Source organism: Roseovarius halophilus (ex Wu et al. 2025), from assembly GCF_047086965.1.
In genome coordinates this window covers 1-16,188 of the sequence record NZ_JBKOTX010000037.1, presented here as the reverse complement: position 1 = coordinate 16,188, position 16,188 = coordinate 1, and the positions used below count along the sequence as shown (strand labels likewise).

14 protein-coding genes are annotated in these 16,188 nt (G+C 66.5%); 4 read left to right on the top strand and 10 right to left on the bottom strand.

The features are described from left to right. Positions 1-10 precede the first annotated feature (10 nt). Together ACH107_RS09910 and ACH107_RS09905 are read left to right on the top strand one after the other, a co-directional pair. Positions 11-1,009, top strand: coding sequence for a hypothetical protein (locus ACH107_RS09910; RefSeq protein WP_412505715.1), 999 nt, complete (start codon positions 11-13; stop codon positions 1,007-1,009). An 87-nt stretch (positions 1,010-1,096) separates the two neighbouring features. Next, positions 1,097-2,101, top strand: a complete 1,005-nt coding sequence (locus ACH107_RS09905) for an SDR family NAD(P)-dependent oxidoreductase (protein WP_412505714.1) — start codon at positions 1,097-1,099, stop codon at positions 2,099-2,101. Positions 2,102-2,116: 15 nt separating this feature from the next. Here ACH107_RS09905 and ACH107_RS09900 read toward each other — a convergent pair whose 3' ends face one another. Further along, positions 2,117-2,989 carry a hypothetical protein gene (locus ACH107_RS09900; RefSeq protein WP_412505713.1) on the bottom strand — a complete coding sequence of 291 codons (873 nt, stop codon included), beginning with the start codon at positions 2,987-2,989 and terminating at the stop codon, positions 2,117-2,119. A gap of 249 nt (positions 2,990-3,238) precedes the next feature. On the opposite strand from ACH107_RS09900, the gene ACH107_RS09895 reads away from it, so the two are divergent. After that, positions 3,239-4,318, top strand: coding sequence for a DMT family transporter (locus ACH107_RS09895; RefSeq protein WP_412505712.1), 1,080 nt, complete (start codon positions 3,239-3,241; stop codon positions 4,316-4,318). 113 nt (positions 4,319-4,431) lie between these two features. On the opposite strand, the gene ACH107_RS09890 is transcribed toward ACH107_RS09895, so the two are convergent. From ACH107_RS09890 to glpD, 9 genes are all read right to left on the bottom strand, one after another. Further along, positions 4,432-5,649: a glycosyltransferase family 2 protein gene (locus ACH107_RS09890; RefSeq protein ID WP_412505711.1), complete on the bottom strand. Its 1,218-nt coding sequence runs from the start codon at positions 5,647-5,649 to the stop codon at positions 4,432-4,434. A 114-nt stretch (positions 5,650-5,763) separates the two neighbouring features. Continuing rightward, positions 5,764-7,269 carry a glycerol kinase GlpK gene (gene glpK / locus ACH107_RS09885; protein ID WP_412505710.1) on the bottom strand — a complete coding sequence of 502 codons (1,506 nt, stop codon included), beginning with the start codon at positions 7,267-7,269 and terminating at the stop codon, positions 5,764-5,766. 138 nt (positions 7,270-7,407) lie between these two features. Beyond that, positions 7,408-9,129, bottom strand: coding sequence for an ABC transporter substrate-binding protein (locus ACH107_RS09880; protein WP_412505709.1), 1,722 nt, complete (start codon positions 9,127-9,129; stop codon positions 7,408-7,410). A gap of 74 nt (positions 9,130-9,203) precedes the next feature. Next, positions 9,204-9,476: a DUF2160 domain-containing protein gene (locus tag ACH107_RS09875; RefSeq protein ID WP_412505708.1), complete on the bottom strand. Its 273-nt coding sequence runs from the start codon at positions 9,474-9,476 to the stop codon at positions 9,204-9,206. A 59-nt stretch (positions 9,477-9,535) separates the two neighbouring features. Next, complete coding sequence (locus tag ACH107_RS09870) at positions 9,536-10,393, bottom strand: carbohydrate ABC transporter permease (RefSeq protein ID WP_412505707.1); 858 nt, start codon at positions 10,391-10,393, stop codon at positions 9,536-9,538. Further along, on the bottom strand, positions 10,394-11,269 hold the full coding sequence (locus tag ACH107_RS09865; protein WP_412505706.1) for a carbohydrate ABC transporter permease: 876 nt from the start codon (positions 11,267-11,269) through the stop codon (positions 10,394-10,396). Continuing rightward, positions 11,269-12,372, bottom strand: a complete 1,104-nt coding sequence (locus ACH107_RS09860; RefSeq protein ID WP_412505705.1) for an ABC transporter ATP-binding protein — start codon at positions 12,370-12,372, stop codon at positions 11,269-11,271. Before ACH107_RS09860 ends, ACH107_RS09865 begins: the two co-directional genes overlap by 1 nt. 13 nt (positions 12,373-12,385) lie before the next feature. Then, positions 12,386-13,474, bottom strand: a complete 1,089-nt coding sequence (locus ACH107_RS09855; protein ID WP_412505704.1) for an ABC transporter ATP-binding protein — start codon at positions 13,472-13,474, stop codon at positions 12,386-12,388. A gap of 19 nt (positions 13,475-13,493) precedes the next feature. After that, positions 13,494-15,125, bottom strand: a complete 1,632-nt coding sequence (gene glpD / locus ACH107_RS09850; protein ID WP_412505731.1) for a glycerol-3-phosphate dehydrogenase — start codon at positions 15,123-15,125, stop codon at positions 13,494-13,496. 219 nt (positions 15,126-15,344) lie between these two features. On the opposite strand from glpD, the gene ACH107_RS09845 reads away from it, so the two are divergent. Continuing rightward, positions 15,345-16,109, top strand: a complete 765-nt coding sequence (locus ACH107_RS09845) for a DeoR/GlpR family DNA-binding transcription regulator (RefSeq protein WP_412505703.1) — start codon at positions 15,345-15,347, stop codon at positions 16,107-16,109. The last annotated feature ends 79 nt before the right edge of the window (positions 16,110-16,188 follow it).

Sequence of the window (16,188 nt, the reverse complement as noted above, 5' to 3'; positions counted from 1 at the left end):
GTATCGAAACATGTCAGACCCGGTGTCCAATGTTGAAATCGAGGACGTTCTGTCGTCGATCCGCAGGCTGGTTTCCAACGAGGAACGGGATAAGGCGGCCGGCAACGCCGCGGCGGACGATCGGGAAGACGCCACTGACAAGCTCGTCCTGACGCCGTCATTGCGCGTGGATGAAAGCGCCGCGCCCGCCACTGATCCCGGCGCGCCGCCGGCTGACGCGGGTGCGACACCCGCCGCGACGGGCGATGATCCGGAGGCGGCACTGCCCGATGACGCACCGGACGCCGCCGATCATGCCAGCGAGGATGCCGGACATGACGTCGACGCCCCCCCCGCGGACGCGGTCGAGGCGCACGAGGATGACACCGCATCCGACCATCCACTGGCCGACATCGGGTCCGAGGCGGCGGAGCCGGAAACCCTTGGCGAGGTGCTGGAGGCCGCAACCGACATGCCAAGCCCCGACGCGACCGCCGCCGAGGAGAGCGAAAACCCGGACGCCGCCCCCTTCGAGGACGCGGTCGACAACGAGGAGTTGCAGCAGCGTGTCGCAGCGTTCGAGGCCGCGATCGCCGCGCGTGACGACCACTGGGAACCTGACGGACAATCCGAGGACGCGTATTCCGGCGGCAACGTGGAACCGCTGCCATGGTCCGACACCACCGCTGCCCCGGCGGCGGATCACGACACTCCCCGAGACGCAGCTGACACGGACACCGACACCGGCCCGTTCGCCGAGGATGGCGGCACGGCTGAGCCCGGGCCGTCGGGGACAACCGCCACGGACGCGCCCGCGGACGGACGGCACGACACGGAACGCGGCGCGGACGAAACCGCCTTCGAGTATCTGGACGATACCCTGATCGACGAGGAGGCGCTGCGCGACATGGTCAGCGAACTTGTCCGGCAGGAATTGCAGGGGGCACTGGGCGAGCGCATCACCCGCAACGTGCGCAAGCTGGTGCGCCGGGAAATACACCGCGCCCTGACCAGCCAGCAATTCGACTGACCGGAACCCCGTGATCGGCCGCTTCGACATTGACGGGGACGACGGCCCCTGTTCCGCGCCACCGGCCGCGCATCGGCGGGGGGCACCATGACACGCGCCTTCATTACCGGCACGGCGGGTTTCATCGGCTATCACCTCGCCGAGGCGCTGTTGCACGAGGGCTGGCACGTGGCCGGGTATGACGGCTTGACCGACTACTACGACACCGGCCTCAAGCAGCGCCGGCACGCGATGCTACGCCAACATGAGCGGTTCACCGCCACCGAGGCGCAGCTGGAAGACATGCGGGCGCTTGGCGACGCGGTGGACCGGGCCGCGCCCGACGTCATCGTGCATCTGGCCGCGCAGGCGGGTGTGCGCTACAGCCTCGACAACCCGCGTGCCTATGTCGACACGAACGTCACGGGCACGTTCAACGTGATGGAATGCGCGCGCGCGGCGCGGCCGCGGCACTTGCTCATGGCGTCCACGTCCTCGGTCTACGGCGCGAATACCGAGATGCCTTTCGGCGAAGGGCAGAAGGCCGACACGCCGCTGACGATCTACGCCGCCACGAAAAAGGCGACCGAGGCGATGGGCCACGCCTATGCCCATCTTCACGACCTGCCCACGACCATGTTCCGGTTCTTCACCGTCTACGGCCCGTGGGGGCGGCCCGACATGGCCTATTTCAAGTTCACCAAGGCGATCCTCGAAGGCCGCGCCATAGACATCTACAACAACGGCGAGATGTGGCGCGATTTCACCTACGTGAATGACCTCGTCCGCGGGATCCGCGGCCTGATCGACGTGGTGCCGGGCGGGCCGGAAACGGCGGTAGCCGGCGACAGCCTGAGCCCCGCCGCGCCGTTCCGCGTGGTCAATATCGGCAATTCGGACACCGTGCGCCTGCTGGATTTCATCGCGGCGATCGAGGCCGAACTGGGCCGCGACGCGATCCGCAATTACTTGCCGATGCAAACCGGCGATGTCCCCGCCACGTGGGCCGACGCATCGCTGCTCAAGTCGCTGACAGGCTACCGCCCGCAGACCCCCGTGCGCGACGGCGTGGCGCTTTTCGTGCGTTGGTACCGCGCCTATTACGGTGTCTGACCGCCGGCCCGGTGGCTACGCCACCGGCCGCAGCGTCCAGCCGGGCACGGCCCCGGTTTCGGAGACCGGGCGGGCAAGGTAAAGCTGCGCATGAAAGAAACCGTTGCTTTCAATCCCGGCCGTATCGTGGCCGCGCGCGGCGGCGTTTTCGATGGCCAGGGCCTGTTCCGCGCTGTCGGCGAACCGGCGATGGCGGAAGGGCCGATCGCCCATGCCGTCGACGTGCAGGCCATGCCGGCGCATCACATCGAAGGCCGCCGCGCTGTCGTTGCCACGGATCGGCGCTGTCACGATCCAGGGCTTGGGCCCGGGGGCCGCCTGCAACAGCCGGTCCAGCGCAAGGGGCAGCAGGTGCGCGACGCTGCCGCATTCCACGATCAGGTCGCAATCCGCCATGGCATCGCGCAGGGCGTCGCTCATGGTATCAGCCTGCAGGTTCTCGGGGAAAACCGCGTCGAAAATGCCCACTGACCGGGCATAGGCCAGCGCGTTACCGGCAACATCTATACCGACGTGAACGTCGTTCTGCCGGTCAATGCGCCGGGCCCGGTACCATCGGGCATCCGCGGTGATCACCTCCGGCTGGGTGGCCGCGTCGAACCACGGGTCACGATACCGCGCCAGCACGTCGTCAAGGGTCAGGTCATGACGCAACAGCGCCGCGGCGATGCCGTAGCCGCTGGCGAAATCCAAGATCTTACAGGCCCCGCCGCCCCGACGGGCCCTGACCGCGGACAGCGCCGCGGCAAACCCATCCGCCGCGTGATGCGCGGTCCGGAACCCGGCCGCGTCCATGGCGCGGTAATAGGCCCGCGCATCGGGCCTGTCATAGATGTCGTCATAGATCGTGACGATCCGCCGTGTAGATTCGTCGTTTCCCTCGATCATGCGTGCTCCCTTCGGTTCGCGGTCACCCCGGGCAGGTGCCAGGTCCAGCATGGCCGTGCAAGGCGCGCCTTTTCAAGAAAACACACGAGCTTGCACGCCAGCGTGACAGCCTGCGGGACCGCTGAAACAATGTTTCTGCGCCCTGCCGACAACGTGAAAAGCCGTGTCCGCCAGCGCCTTGCGCCATGTCGCCGGATGCATGACAACTCGGGCCGGGACAACCATGCACGCCGCAAGGGATCAGTGTTCATGAGCCATGCCGAACCAGAAACGAACTCGCCAGTCTCCCGCGCGCTGCTCGGGGCCGGGCTGGTCTGGCTTGCCGTCATCGTCTATGCCGCGTCGAATTCCATCGTGTCGCTGTTGGCCGAGATCGGGCGGCAGAACCCCGTCGACGGGCGCAATGCCGTAACCCTTTGCAACCTTCTGTTTCTCGGGTCGCTGCTGTCGCTGGTTCCGATGGTATTGATGTTCTACAAGGACTGGACGTGGGAAAACCTGCGCAAGCTGTCGGCCAAGGACTGGACCGTGCTGAGCGTCTCCGCCGCCCTGTCCTCGGCGCTCACCCCGGCGCTTTTCTTCGTCGCGCTGGAACAAACCTCGGTCACGAACGTGGTCCTCGTCGGCCGCATCGAGCCGCCGCTTTTCCTGCTGGCCACTTGGCTGTTCCTGGGGGAGAAGCTGGATCGGTGGGCGCTGGCCGCCGGGCTCATCGCATTGTGCGGCGCGGGCGTGATCTTCGTGCTGAGGGGCGATGCGAGCTTCGCATTCGGCCTCGGGGAACTGGCGACGGCGGGCGCCACGCTGTCCTTCATCGCCTCGACACTGATCAGCCGCACGGGGCTTCAGGGCATCCCGCTGGGGATCTTCTCGATCTACCGCACCGTTGTCGGCGCGATGATCTATTACGTACTCGCGCTCTACCTCTACGGGTCGATGCATTTTCAGGACATATTCACGGCCGTCGTGTGGAAATGGGTCTGGGTTTACGCGATCATCGTCATCATCGTGGGTCAGTTCTCGTGGAACCTCGGGCTCAAGCATGCGACGTCAGGCGACGTGTCGCTGGCCACGTCGTTCTCGCCCTTGGCCGCGCTCGTCATCGCGATGGTTCTCCTCGGCGAAAACCCGGGGCCGGGCCTTGTGCCGGGGGGTACGCTGATCGTGCTCGGCATCGCGATCGGTCAGTATGGCCGCCTGCGCCGGCGGGCCGCCACGCAAGAGGCCGAAACCGCCGACGCAGAGGCCGAAACGGCGCAGGACGGCGAAGACGTCGATACGGGCAGGATGCTGGAAACCGAATGCCGGATCAATTTCAAGGGCGCGTGACGGCGGCCCCCCGTGGTCATCCCCCGACGCGGTTGCCGGCGCGCCGCGGCGGGTTGGCCTGTCCCGAAAGGAAGCGGTCGGGTCGGTGACGCGCGCCCGCACGCAACCGCCGCTCAGGCCGGACCGGACGCGGTCTCGGGCGCGTCTCGCACCAGCCCCTGTTTCAGCGTATCCGGCAACGACGCGAAGCTCTGGAACGGCTCGCGCGCGTCGCGACCGCCGCGGCCAAGCCCCATCGCGTCCAGCGCCGTCTGCTTGATCCTCCCGCCCCGCCCCGGCGTCAGCACGGTGTCGGGGGTGAACCAGTTGAGCGCCTCCCCTCCCCCGTGCGCGCTCGGCATCAGCAACAGCCGGGGGGACAGCGCGCTGCCAGTTCTGTCGGCCATCCGCAGCGCCGCAAGTGTCACGCGCGCATCTACCGATGGATAGGGCGAGATCAGGGACAGGCGGCGCGACGTTGGCCGCGGTTGGAAATGCCCGGTCTCGGACATCGCCGCGACGCGCGCCGTGGGGAAGCGGGACAGCGCCGTGCGCAAGACATCAGCGGCGGCCCCGTGACTTTCGCCAAGGAAGATCGTCACCGCCGCCCCGGCGCTTGCCCGGTCGGCGGCAAGGCCAAGGGCATTCTCGACGACATCGTCCGCATGATCGGCAAGGATCACGGTTTCATCCGTCAACCGGCGCTCATGCACCTGCATGAAGAACGCCATGATCGTGTCGGCCATCGCGCTGTAATGGTCCCGGCTCCGGGCATCGTGCACGATCCGTCCGATATCCACTTCGCTTATGCGCGCGCCTGCCGCGTGGACCCGCAGCATGACATCGAGATCAACAGCGTAATCGCCGGTCAACTCCTCATGCGCGATGCACCCGCGCCTGAAGGCGTAGATCCCGGAGTTGGGCGCGGCGAGCCAGGCCAGCGCGGGGGCCAGTTGCCGGATCGCCGGCTTCACCAGCAGTCGCGTCATCGGCATGTCATCCGCCGGATCATGCCACGCGCCCTTGATCAACCCGACATCGGGGGCGCGCGCGTCCAGCAGCCGCGCGATACGCCCGATATCGACCCGGTCCAGATCGGCGTCGATCTTGAGGATCCAGTCCTGGCGTGCGGCGGCGAACCCGGCTTTCAGCGCGTGACCCATGCCCGGCACGGGCTCGTGCAGGGTTCGCGCGCCGGCGGCGCCGGCGGCCTGCAGCGTCGCGTCATCCGAGCCGTTGTCGACCACGATGACCTCGGCGACGGCCTCGAGCCGCTGCAATGTGGCGACGACACGCCCGATCGTTGCGGCCTCGTTCCGGGCGGGGATAACCGCGGATACCTGTGCGGACATGCCATCTCCCTTCACATAGGGCCGACGTGGCCCGTGCGCTTAACGTAGCCCCGGGCAGGACGACCAACAAGACATCACGCCTGCCCAACTGCAAACGCTTTGGTGAAGAATATGTCAGAACGCCAGGGTTGCCTCCACAGCGCGGCCCCACGCCGCGTATTTCCGGTCGCGCATCTCCGACGGCATGGCCGGTGTGAAACGCCGCTCCAGCGACCACGTCTTGGCGAATTCCTCCGGCCCCGGATACAGCCCGATGCCCATGCCCGCCAGCCACGCCGCGCCGAGCGCGGTGGTTTCAAGCACCTCCGGCCGGTCGGCAGGCGCGCCGGTGATGTCGGCAAGGAACTGCATGGTCCAGTCCGAGGCGCTCATCCCGCCATCGACGCGCAGCGTGGCCACCTCGGCCCGTGCGTCGGCGCCGCCGGCGCCGGCCCAGTCGGCCTTCATGGCCTCCAGCAGGTCGCGGGTCTGGTAGCCCACGCTTTCCAGCGCCGCGCGGGCGAACTCCTCGGGGCGGGAATTTCGCGTCAGGCCAAACACGGCGCCCCGGCACTCGGGCCGCCAGTAGGGCGCGCCCAGCCCGGTGAAGGCCGGCACGAGAACCACGTTCTGCGCCGGGTCGGCCCGCTCGGCCAGCGGCTGTGTCTCGGCCGCGTCACGGATGATGCGCAACCCGTCGCGCAACCACTGCACAACCGCCCCCGCCACGAAGATCGACCCCTCGAGCGCATAGACCGGCTGCCCGTCGAGCTGGTAGGCGATCGTGGTCAGCAACCTGTTGTCGGAAACCACCGGCTGCGTCCCGATGTTCAACAGGGCGAAACATCCCGTGCCATAGGTCGATTTCAACATGCCGGGGCGGAAACACGCCTGCCCCACGGTCGCCGCCTGCTGGTCTCCGGCCACGCCCCGGATCGGGATCGCCCGGCCCAGCAGATCGGGCCGTGTTTCCCCGAAATCGGCCGAACTGTCGCGGACCTCGGGCAACATCGCCATGGGAATGTCCAGCAGGTCGCAGATGGTGCGGCTCCAGCGGCCCTTGCGGATGTCGTACAACAGGGTGCGCGCGGCGTTGGTGGCATCGGTGACATGCACCGCGCCGCCGGTGAGCTTCCAGATCAGGTAGCTGTCCACCGTGCCGAATAGCAGCTCGCCCGCCTCTGCCTGCTCGCGCGCGCCCTCCACGTTCTCGAGGATCCAGCGCAGCTTGGTGCCCGAGAAATACGGGTCCAGCAGCAGGCCCGTCTTTTCGTTGATCATCGGCCCGTGACCGGCCTCGCGCAGCCCGGCGCAGAAATCGGCGGTGCGCCGGTCCTGCCAGACGATGGCGTTATGGACGGGCGCGCCCGTCCGACGATCCCAGACGATGGTCGTTTCCCGCTGGTTGGTGATGCCGATGGCCGCAACGTCGTGCGCCGTCAGGCCCGCACGCTCGATCACCGCGCGGCAGGTGCCGGCGGTGGTGGCCCAGATATCGTCGACATCATGCTCGACCCAGCCCGAATCCGGATAATTCTGGGCGAATTCCTCCTGCGACACCGCCTTGATCCGCATCCGCGCGTCGAAAAGGATGGCGCGGCTCGACGTGGTGCCCTGGTCGATGGCGAGTATATGGCTCATGGCTCAGGCCCTGTGTGATCATTCATGAAAAAGCGGCCGCCAAGGCGCGGCGGCCGCTGTCCGGACCTGCCGGGCACCCGGCCCGGCAGGCAGGCAGGTCCGGGCACGGCCCCGCGGGACCGTCCCCGGAAGCCGCCGTTACTGCCAGCTTGCGACCAGCTCGTCGTAGGGGATCGTGACCGGCTCTTCGGCTTCGTTGTCCAGCTGCGCCTTGGGGGCGCCGGGCTGGCTCAGCCAGTAGTCGGGGTCGCGCTCCTCGTTGAGCTTCGGCCCCAGATCACCCTGCACACCGGCCCGTTCCAGCCGTTCGAGCACGCGCTCCTGCTGGGCACAGAGGCTGTCCAGCGCCGCCTTGGCCGTCTTGGCGCCCGAGGACGCGTCGCCGATGTTCTGCCACCACAGCTGCGCCAGCTTGGGGTAATCCGGCACGTTCGTCCCGGTGGGCGACCAGCGCTCGCGCGCCGGGCTGCGGTAGAATTCGACCAGACCGCCCAGCTTGGGCGCGCGCTCGGTGAAGCTGTCATGCTCGATCGTGCTTTCCCGGATGAAGGTCAGCCCCTCGTGGCTTTTCCTGACGTCCACCGTCTTGGAGGTGACGAACTGCGCATACAGCCACGCGGCCTTGGCACGCTTGGCCGGGGTCGACTTCATCAGCGTCCAGCTGCCGGCATCCTGGTAGCCGACCTTCATGCCGTCCTCCCAGTACACGCCGTGCGGGCTGGGGGCCATGCGCCACTTGGGCGTGCCGTCATCGTTCAGCACGGCATCGGCGCCGTCACCCACCATGTCGGCGGTAAACGCCGTGTACCAAAACATCTGCTGCGCGATATTGCCCTGCGCGGGAACCGGACCCGCCTCGCCGAAGGTCATGCCGGCCGCCGCCGGGGGCGAGTATTCCTGCAGCCACTTGGTGTACTTCTCGATGGCGTACACCGCGGCCGGGCTGTTGGTCGCGCCGCCCCGATCCACGCAGGACCCTGTGGGCTGGCTGTTCTCGTTCACCCGGATGCCCCATTCGTCAACCGGCAGGCCGTTGGGCTCACCCGTGTCGCCCATCCCGGCCATCGACATCCACGCATCGGTGAAGCGCCAGCCGAGGCTCGGGTCCTTCTTGCCGTAATCCATGTTGCCGAACACCTCGTCCGACGGACCACCGGCATAGGACATGTCGCGGCCGGTGAAGAACTCGGCGATGTCCTCGTAGGCCGACCAGGTCACCGGAACGCCAAGGTCATACCCGTAGGCTGCCTTGAAATCCTCCTGGCTCTTGGGGTGGTTGAACCAGTCGTAGCGGAACCAGTAGAGGTTCGCGAACTGCTGGGTCGGCAACTGGTAGACCTTGCCGTCGGGACCGGTGGTGAAGCTCAGGCCGATGAAGTCATCCATGTCCAGCGTCGGGCTGGTCACGTCGGCACCCTCGCCGGCCATCCAGTCGGACAGGTTGCGGACCTGCTGATAGCGCCAGTGCGTCCCGATCAGGTCGGAATCGTTGACGAAGGCGTCATAGATGTTCTGACCCGACTGCATCTGCGTCTGCAGTTTCTCGACCACGTCGCCCTCGCCGATCAGGTCGTGGGTGATGTTGATGCCGGTGATCGCCGTGAAGGCGGGCGCCAGCACCTTGGCTTCGTATTCATGCGTCGTGATCGTTTCGGACACGACGCGGATGTCCATGCCCTCGAACGGCTCGGCAGCATCCACGAACCACTGCATCTCGGCTTCCTGCTCGGCACGGCTCAGCGACGAGGTGTCGCCGATCTCGGCGTCGAGGAATTCTCGCGCCTCCTCCATCCCGGCAAAGGCGGGCATGGCCAGCAGGCTGGCCGCCAGCGCGGTGGTCGATTTCAAGCGTAGACTCATTTTCAGTTCTCCTCCCAAAATGAACGGGTAGTTGATCCCGCCCGGCGCCCCGGGCGGGACGTTTCAATGCCCTCTCAGACCCAGCGGAACACCGCCGCGGCGTAGATCAGGCAGACGATCAGCGCCAAGGGCTGCTGCGTGCCGACGATCCCGAGCCAGGCCAGATTGATGAAGGCCGAGCCCAGGAGCGTGATGAAAAGACGGTCTCCGCGTGTCGTCTCGATCTGCAGGATTCCCCGCCGCGGAGTCTCGGGAAACTTCAGCGTGATGATCGAAAAGGTGATCAGGAGCCCCGCGATGACCGCGAAGAACGCGGCAGTGGGCCATGTCCATGCCATCCAGTCCATTGATCAGACCTCCCTGTCGAATTCTTGCGTGGTCGGTGCGTGGGTGAAAGGCGCGCCCATCACACCCTCCCCAGGGCAAAGCCCTTGGCGATGTAGTTGCGCACGAAATAGATGACCAAGGCGCCGGGCACGATGGTCAGAACCCCGGCCGCGGCCAGCACCCCCCAGTCGAGCCCGCTTGCCGACACCGTCCGCGTCATGGTGGCGGCGATGGGCTTGGCGTCGATGCTGGTCAGCGTGCGGCTCAGCAACAGTTCCACCCACGAGAACATGAAGCAGAAGAACGCCGCAACCCCGATGCCCGACGCGATCAGCGGCATGAAGATCTTCACGAAGAACCGGCCGAAGCCGTAGCCGTCGATATAGGCCGTCTCGTCGATCTCCTTGGGCACGCCGCGCATGAACCCTTCGAGGATCCAGACCGCCAGCGGCACGTTGAACAGGCAATGCGCAAGGGCCACGGCGATATGGGTGTCGAACAGCCCCACGCTGGAATAAAGCTGGAAGAACGGCAGCGCGAAGACGGCGGGCGGCGCCATGCGGTTGGTCAGCAGCCAGAAGAACAGGTGCTTGTCGCCGAGAAACGTGTAGCGGCTGAAGGCATAGGCGGCCGGCAGCGCCACCGCGACCGAGATCACCGTGTTGAGCAGCACGTAGATCAGCGAATTCACATACCCCATGTACCAGCTCGGATCGGTCAGGATGACGGCGTAGTTCCGGAAAGTCAGGTCCTGCGGCCAGAGCGAGAAGGTCCCGAGAATCTCGGTATTGGTCTTCAGGCTCATGTTCACCAGCCAGTAGATCGGCAGCATCAGGAACACGAGGTAGAGTGTCATCACCACGGCGCGGCCGTTGACGCGGGGCAGGCTGATGCCCCGTGCAGATGCCTGCGCCTGGTTCGCGGTCATGTCGGCCATTCACTTGCCCTCCGCTTTGTCGAGGTTGGTCATCACGGTGTAGAACACCCATGAAATCAGCAGGATCACGAGGAAATACATGATCGAGAACGCCGCCGCCGGTCCGAGGTCGAACTGTCCCAGTGCCATCTTCACGAGGTCGATGGACAGGAACGTGGTGGCATTGCCCGGCCCGCCGCCGGTGACGACGAACGGCTCGGTATAGATCATGAAGCTGTCCATGAAGCGCAGCAGGATCGCGATCATCAGCACGCCCAGCATCTTGGGCAGCTCGATGTAGCGGAACACCTTCCACCGGCTCGCCTGGTCGATCTTGGCCGCCTGGTAATAGGCGTCGGGGATGGATTGCAGCCCCGCATAGGCGAGCAGCGCCACCAGCGATGTCCAGTGCCAGACATCCATCACGATCACCGTGGCCCACGCCGCGAAGAAATCCTGCGTGTAGTTGTACGGGATGCCCAGCGCGTCGAGCGTGTAGCCCAGAAGCCCGATATCCACCCGGCCGAAAATCTGCCAGATGGTGCCGACGACGTTCCACGGGATCAGCAGCGGCAGCGACATCACGACAAGGCAGAAACTGGCCCAGAAGCCGCTTTTCGGCATGTTCAGCGCGACGATGATGCCCAGCGGCACCTCGATCGCCAGGATGATCGCCGAGAAGGCCAGTTGCCGGCCCAGCGCGTTCCACATCCGTTCGGAATCCAGCAGTTCCCGGAACCATTCCAGCCCGGTCCAGAAGAACTGGTTGCCGCCGAACGTGTCCTGCACGGAATAATTGACCACCGTCATCAGCGGGATCACCGCCGAGAAGGCCACCAGCGCCAGCACCGGCAGCACGAGGAACCATGCCTTTTGATTAACCGTTTTCTCCTGCATCACGCAGCCTCCCCCACCGGGCCGGCGCCCGCGCCGTCGGGCGCGACCCGCCAGTCGTCCGAATAGACGTTCACATGGGGCGCGTCGAAAACGACGCGCGCGGAATCCGCGGCGATCCGCTCGGATTCGCCGGCGATGATGTTGATGTCGTTGCCGAAGAATTCCGCGCGCACGATCTTGTGGCGGCCCACGTCCTCGACACGCCGGATCCGCACCGGTAGCCCCTCGCTGTCGGACAGCCGGGCGAATTCGGGGCGCACGCCGATCTCGACCTTGCCGCCGGGCCGGCCGTACCCCGCGCCTAGCGGCACCTCGGCCCCGTTGACATAGGCGCTGGTCCCGTCGACGCGCGCCGGAATGACGTTCATGCCGGGCGAGCCTATGAAGTATCCCACAAAGGTGTGCGCGGGTTTCTCGAACAGCTCGTCGGGCGTGCCGATCTGGACGACCCGTCCGTCATGCATGACAACCACCTTGTCGGCAAAGGTCAGCGCCTCGGTCTGGTCGTGCGTGACATAGATCATCGTGTGGCCGAATTCATGGTGCAACGCCTTGAGCTGCGTGCGCAGCTCCCACTTCATGTGCGGGTCGATCACCGTCAGCGGCTCGTCGAACAGCAGCGCGTTCACGTCCTTGCGGACCATCCCGCGCCCGAGGCTGATCTTCTGCTTGGCATCCGCCGTCAGGCCGCGCGCCTTGCGGTCCAGCATCTCGTGCATGCCGATCATGCGGCCGATTTCCTGCACGCGCTCGGCCACGTACGCCTCGTCCCGCCCGCGGTTGCGCAGCGGAAAGGCCAGGTTGTCGCGCACGGTCATGGTGTCATACACCACCGGAAACTGGAAAACCTGCGCGATGTTGCGCTGCGCCGTCGGCGCGTCGGTCACGTCGACATCATCGAACAGGATGCGGCCCTGGCTGGGATGCAACAGCCCCGAGATGATGTTGAGCAGCGTGGACTTGCCGCAGCCCGACGCGCCCAGCAGCGCATAGGCTTCGCCGTCCACCCAGTCGTGGTTGAGTTCCTTGAGCGCGTAATCCGCTTCGCTGCCCGGATCGGGCAGGTACGAATGCGCAAGGTTGTCGAGCGTGATCTTGGCCATTCTCCCCTCCCCTTCAAGCGGCCAGCGCATAGGCGGCGGGCGCGATCAGCCCGCCATCCGCGCCGAAGACATAGACATGCGCCGGATCAAGGTAGACATCGAGGTCTCCACCCAGCGCCAGGTCGTGAACACCGTGGATCAGCCCGACCCAGCGTTCGCCGTGATGATCGAGATGCACGAACGTCTCCGACCCGGTCAGTTCCGTCACGACCAGCTTCGCGGTGAACTTCATGGCGTCCGCGCTGTGCCTGCCGATTTCAAGATGGTTCGGCCGGAACCCGGCCGTGTACCGCCCGTCGTCCAGCTCGGCCAGCTTGCCCACCGCGGGGGCCGCCTGCCCGTCCCCGAACATCAGCTTGTTGCCGGTCTTGCTGACCTGCAGGAAATTCATCGGCGGGTCACTGAACACGCGCGCCGTCGTCGCATCGACCGGCTGCCGGTAAACGTCCGCCGTCGGGCCGAACTGCGTGACGCGCCCTTCCCACAGGGTGGCGGTGTTGCCCCCCAGCAGCAGCGCCTCCTCGGGTTCGGTCGTTGCGTAAACGAAAATGCTGCCCGATTCCTCGAAAATCTTGGGTATCTCCACGCGCAGTTCCTCGCGCAGCTTGTAGTCAAGGTTGGCCAGCGGCTCGTCCAGCAGGACCAGCCCGGCATCCTTGACCAGCGCCCGCGCGAGGGCACAGCGCTGCTGCTGGCCGCCGGACAGTTCCAGCGGCTTGCGGTCCAGCATCGGCGAAAGCTGCATCAGGTCCGCCGTCTTCCTCACCGCCGCGTCGATCTCGGCCGACGGCCGCCCCTGAAGCCGCAGCGGCGAGGCGATGTTGTCGTAGACGGTCATCGACGGGTAGTTGATGAACTGCTGATACACCATGGCAACCGCGCGGTCCTGCACGCGGCGGCCGGTGACATCCTCGTCCTGCCACAGGATGCGCCCGTCGTTCGGCACGTCCAGCCCGGCCATGAGCCGCATCAGCGACGTCTTTCCCGACAGCGTCGGCCCCAGCAGCACGTTCATCGTGCCACCCCGGAGCGTCAGGTCCGTGGGGTGGATATGAACCTCCTGCCCGACGCGCTTGGTCACTCCCTCCAGTGTCAGAGACATGTCCCCTCCCTAATCGTCCTCATGCGCTCCGCACCGCGGAAACATCCCCGGCTTCGCGCTCCTCACCCAGCATCCAGGCGTCCAGCGCGGCCACCTGTTCATCCGTCAACCGCAGCCCCAGCTTGGAGCGACGCCAGACCACGTCCTCGGCCCGGCGGGCGTATTCGTGCCGCATCAGCCAGCGCACCTCCCGCGCCGTCAGCGTCGCGCCGAAATCGCGGCCCATCTCCTCGGCCGTCGTCGCCTCGCCCAGCATCTCGGCCGCGTCGGTGCCGTAGGCGCGCACGAGCCGCCGCGCCCAGTAATCGTCAAGAAACGGATACCGCGTCATCAGACGCTCGGCCAGCGCGGGCGCGCCGTCAACAGCGAAATCCCCGCCCGGCAGGGGTGCCCCGGCCGTCCATGCCGCGCCCGCCCGCGGGAAATAGGGCACCAGCTCGGCCATCGCGGCCTCGGCCAGCTTCCGGTAGGTCGTGATCTTGCCGCCGAAAACATTGAGTAGCGGCGCCGGCCCGCCCGTGTCCAGCTTGAGCACGTAGTCACGGGTCGCGGCGGTGGCCGACTTGGCCCCGTCATCGTAAAGCGGCCGCACGCCCGAATAGGTCCAGACGATGTCATCGCGTGTCACCGGTGTCTCCAGATAGTCCGAGGCGAAGCGGCACAGGTACTCGGCCTCTTCGGGGGTGCATTCGGGCTTCTCCCGCACGTCCAGATGCTCCGCGTCGGTGGTTCCGATCAGCGTGAAATCCTCCTCGTAGGGAATGGCGAAGATGATCCGCCCGTCCGTCCCCTGGAAGAAGTAGCACTTTTCGTGATCATAGAGCTTGCGCGTGACGATATGGCTGCCGCGCACCAGCCGCACGCCGTCGGCGGCATTGACCCGCAGGGTGTTGCGCAGCACGTCCTCCACCCACGGACCGCCCGCGTTCACCAGGCCACGCGCCGCGACCGTGTACAGCGCGGCGGTGTCCTGATCCTCCAGCACGATGTGCCACAGCTCGCCCTCCCGCTCGGCCGACACCACCCGGGTCCGCGTGTGGATCGTCGCGCCCCGGGCCTCGGCGTCACGCGCGTTGAGTACCACCAGCCGGCTGTCCTCGACCCAGCAGTCGGAGTATTCGAACGCGGTCGAGAAGCCGGGCTTGAGCGCGCGCCCGGCCGGGTCGGTCGTCAGGTCCACCGTGCGCGTCGCCGGCAGCAGCTTGCGCCCCCCGAGGTGGTCGTAAAGGAACAGGCCGAGCCGGATAAGCCATGCCGGCCGGCGGCCCCGCATCCACGGCATGATCCGGCCCAGCAGGCGCGACGTGGGCGTTTCGGATTCGAACCGCATGTCCCGGTGGTAGGGCAGGACGAAGCGCATCGGCCAGCTTATGTGCGGCATCGCGCGCAGCAGTACCTCGCGCTCGATCAGGGCTTCCCGAACAAGGCGGAACTCGAAATACTCAAGGTATCGCAACCCGCCATGGAACAGCTTGGTGGACGCCGAAGAAGTCGCCTGCGCCAGGTCGTTCATCTCGGCCAGCTCGACGCTCAGCCCGCGGCCCGCCGCGTCCCGCGCGATCCCGCAGCCGTTGATGCCGCCGCCGATCACGAACAGATCGACAATCCTTGTCCCGGGCGATTGGGTCACACTCTCCTCCCTCGGTGCGATGTGAGCGCAAACGAAGCATATCCATGTCGCCATGGTCAATAACGAATGTTCGTTTTCTTTCGTTTTTACGCCCAGCGCTTGATTCCACGGGGAAATTCCCGGGCAGCACTCCCTGCCACGACCCCCTCACCGCGCACGGATCGGCCGTTTCGCGGCACCGAGGTTGAAAATCGCACGAAACCGAACATAATCGAAAGCACCGTTCCAGGAGCCCGCCAGATGTCCCAGACATTCCGCCATCCCGACATCCTCGAAATTGCCCGGACCGAGGGCAAGGTCACCGTCGAGGGCCTTGCCGACCGGTTCGAGGTCTCGGTCCAGACCATCCGCCGCGACCTCACCGAGCTGGCGAATGCCGGCAAGCTCGAACGCGTGCACGGCGGCGCCATCCTGCCCTCGGGGGTGAGCAACATCCTCTACGAGGAACGCCGGCGCCTCAACGAGGAGGCCAAGACCGCCATCGCGCGCGCCTGCGCCGCCGCGATCCCCGACGAGGCGTCGCTCTTTCTCGACATCGGCACCACGACCGAGGCCGTGGCCCGCGAACTGCTCGACCACCACAACCTGATGGTCGTCACCAACAACCTCAACGTCGCGCAAACGCTGCTGGCCAACAAGACCTGCCAGATCGTCGTCGCCGGGGGCACGCTGCGCCGTGCCGACAGCGGGCTGGTGGGCACGCTCACCGCGCGCACGATCGAAAGCTTCCGCTTCGACCACGCGATTCTCGGCTGCTCGGCCCTCGACGAGGGCGGCGATCTGCTCGATTTCGACATCGAGGAGGTGCTGGTGGGCCAGACCCTCCTGCGCCACTCGCGCGAGGTCTGCCTCGTGGCAGACCATTCCAAGTTCCAGCGCAGCGCCCCGGTCCGCATCGGCTCCCTGCGCGACGTGCACCGGTTCTTCACCGACGCCCCGCTGCCCGGCCCGCTCGCGGATCTCTGCGCCGGCTGGGGCACACAGATCACGCTGGCAGGTGGCTGACCACGGCGGCGGGCGCCGCGCGCGGCCCCCGGTCTTCTTCTCGGCCCAAATACCCGTCCGCCGTCCGCGGCCCGCGCCC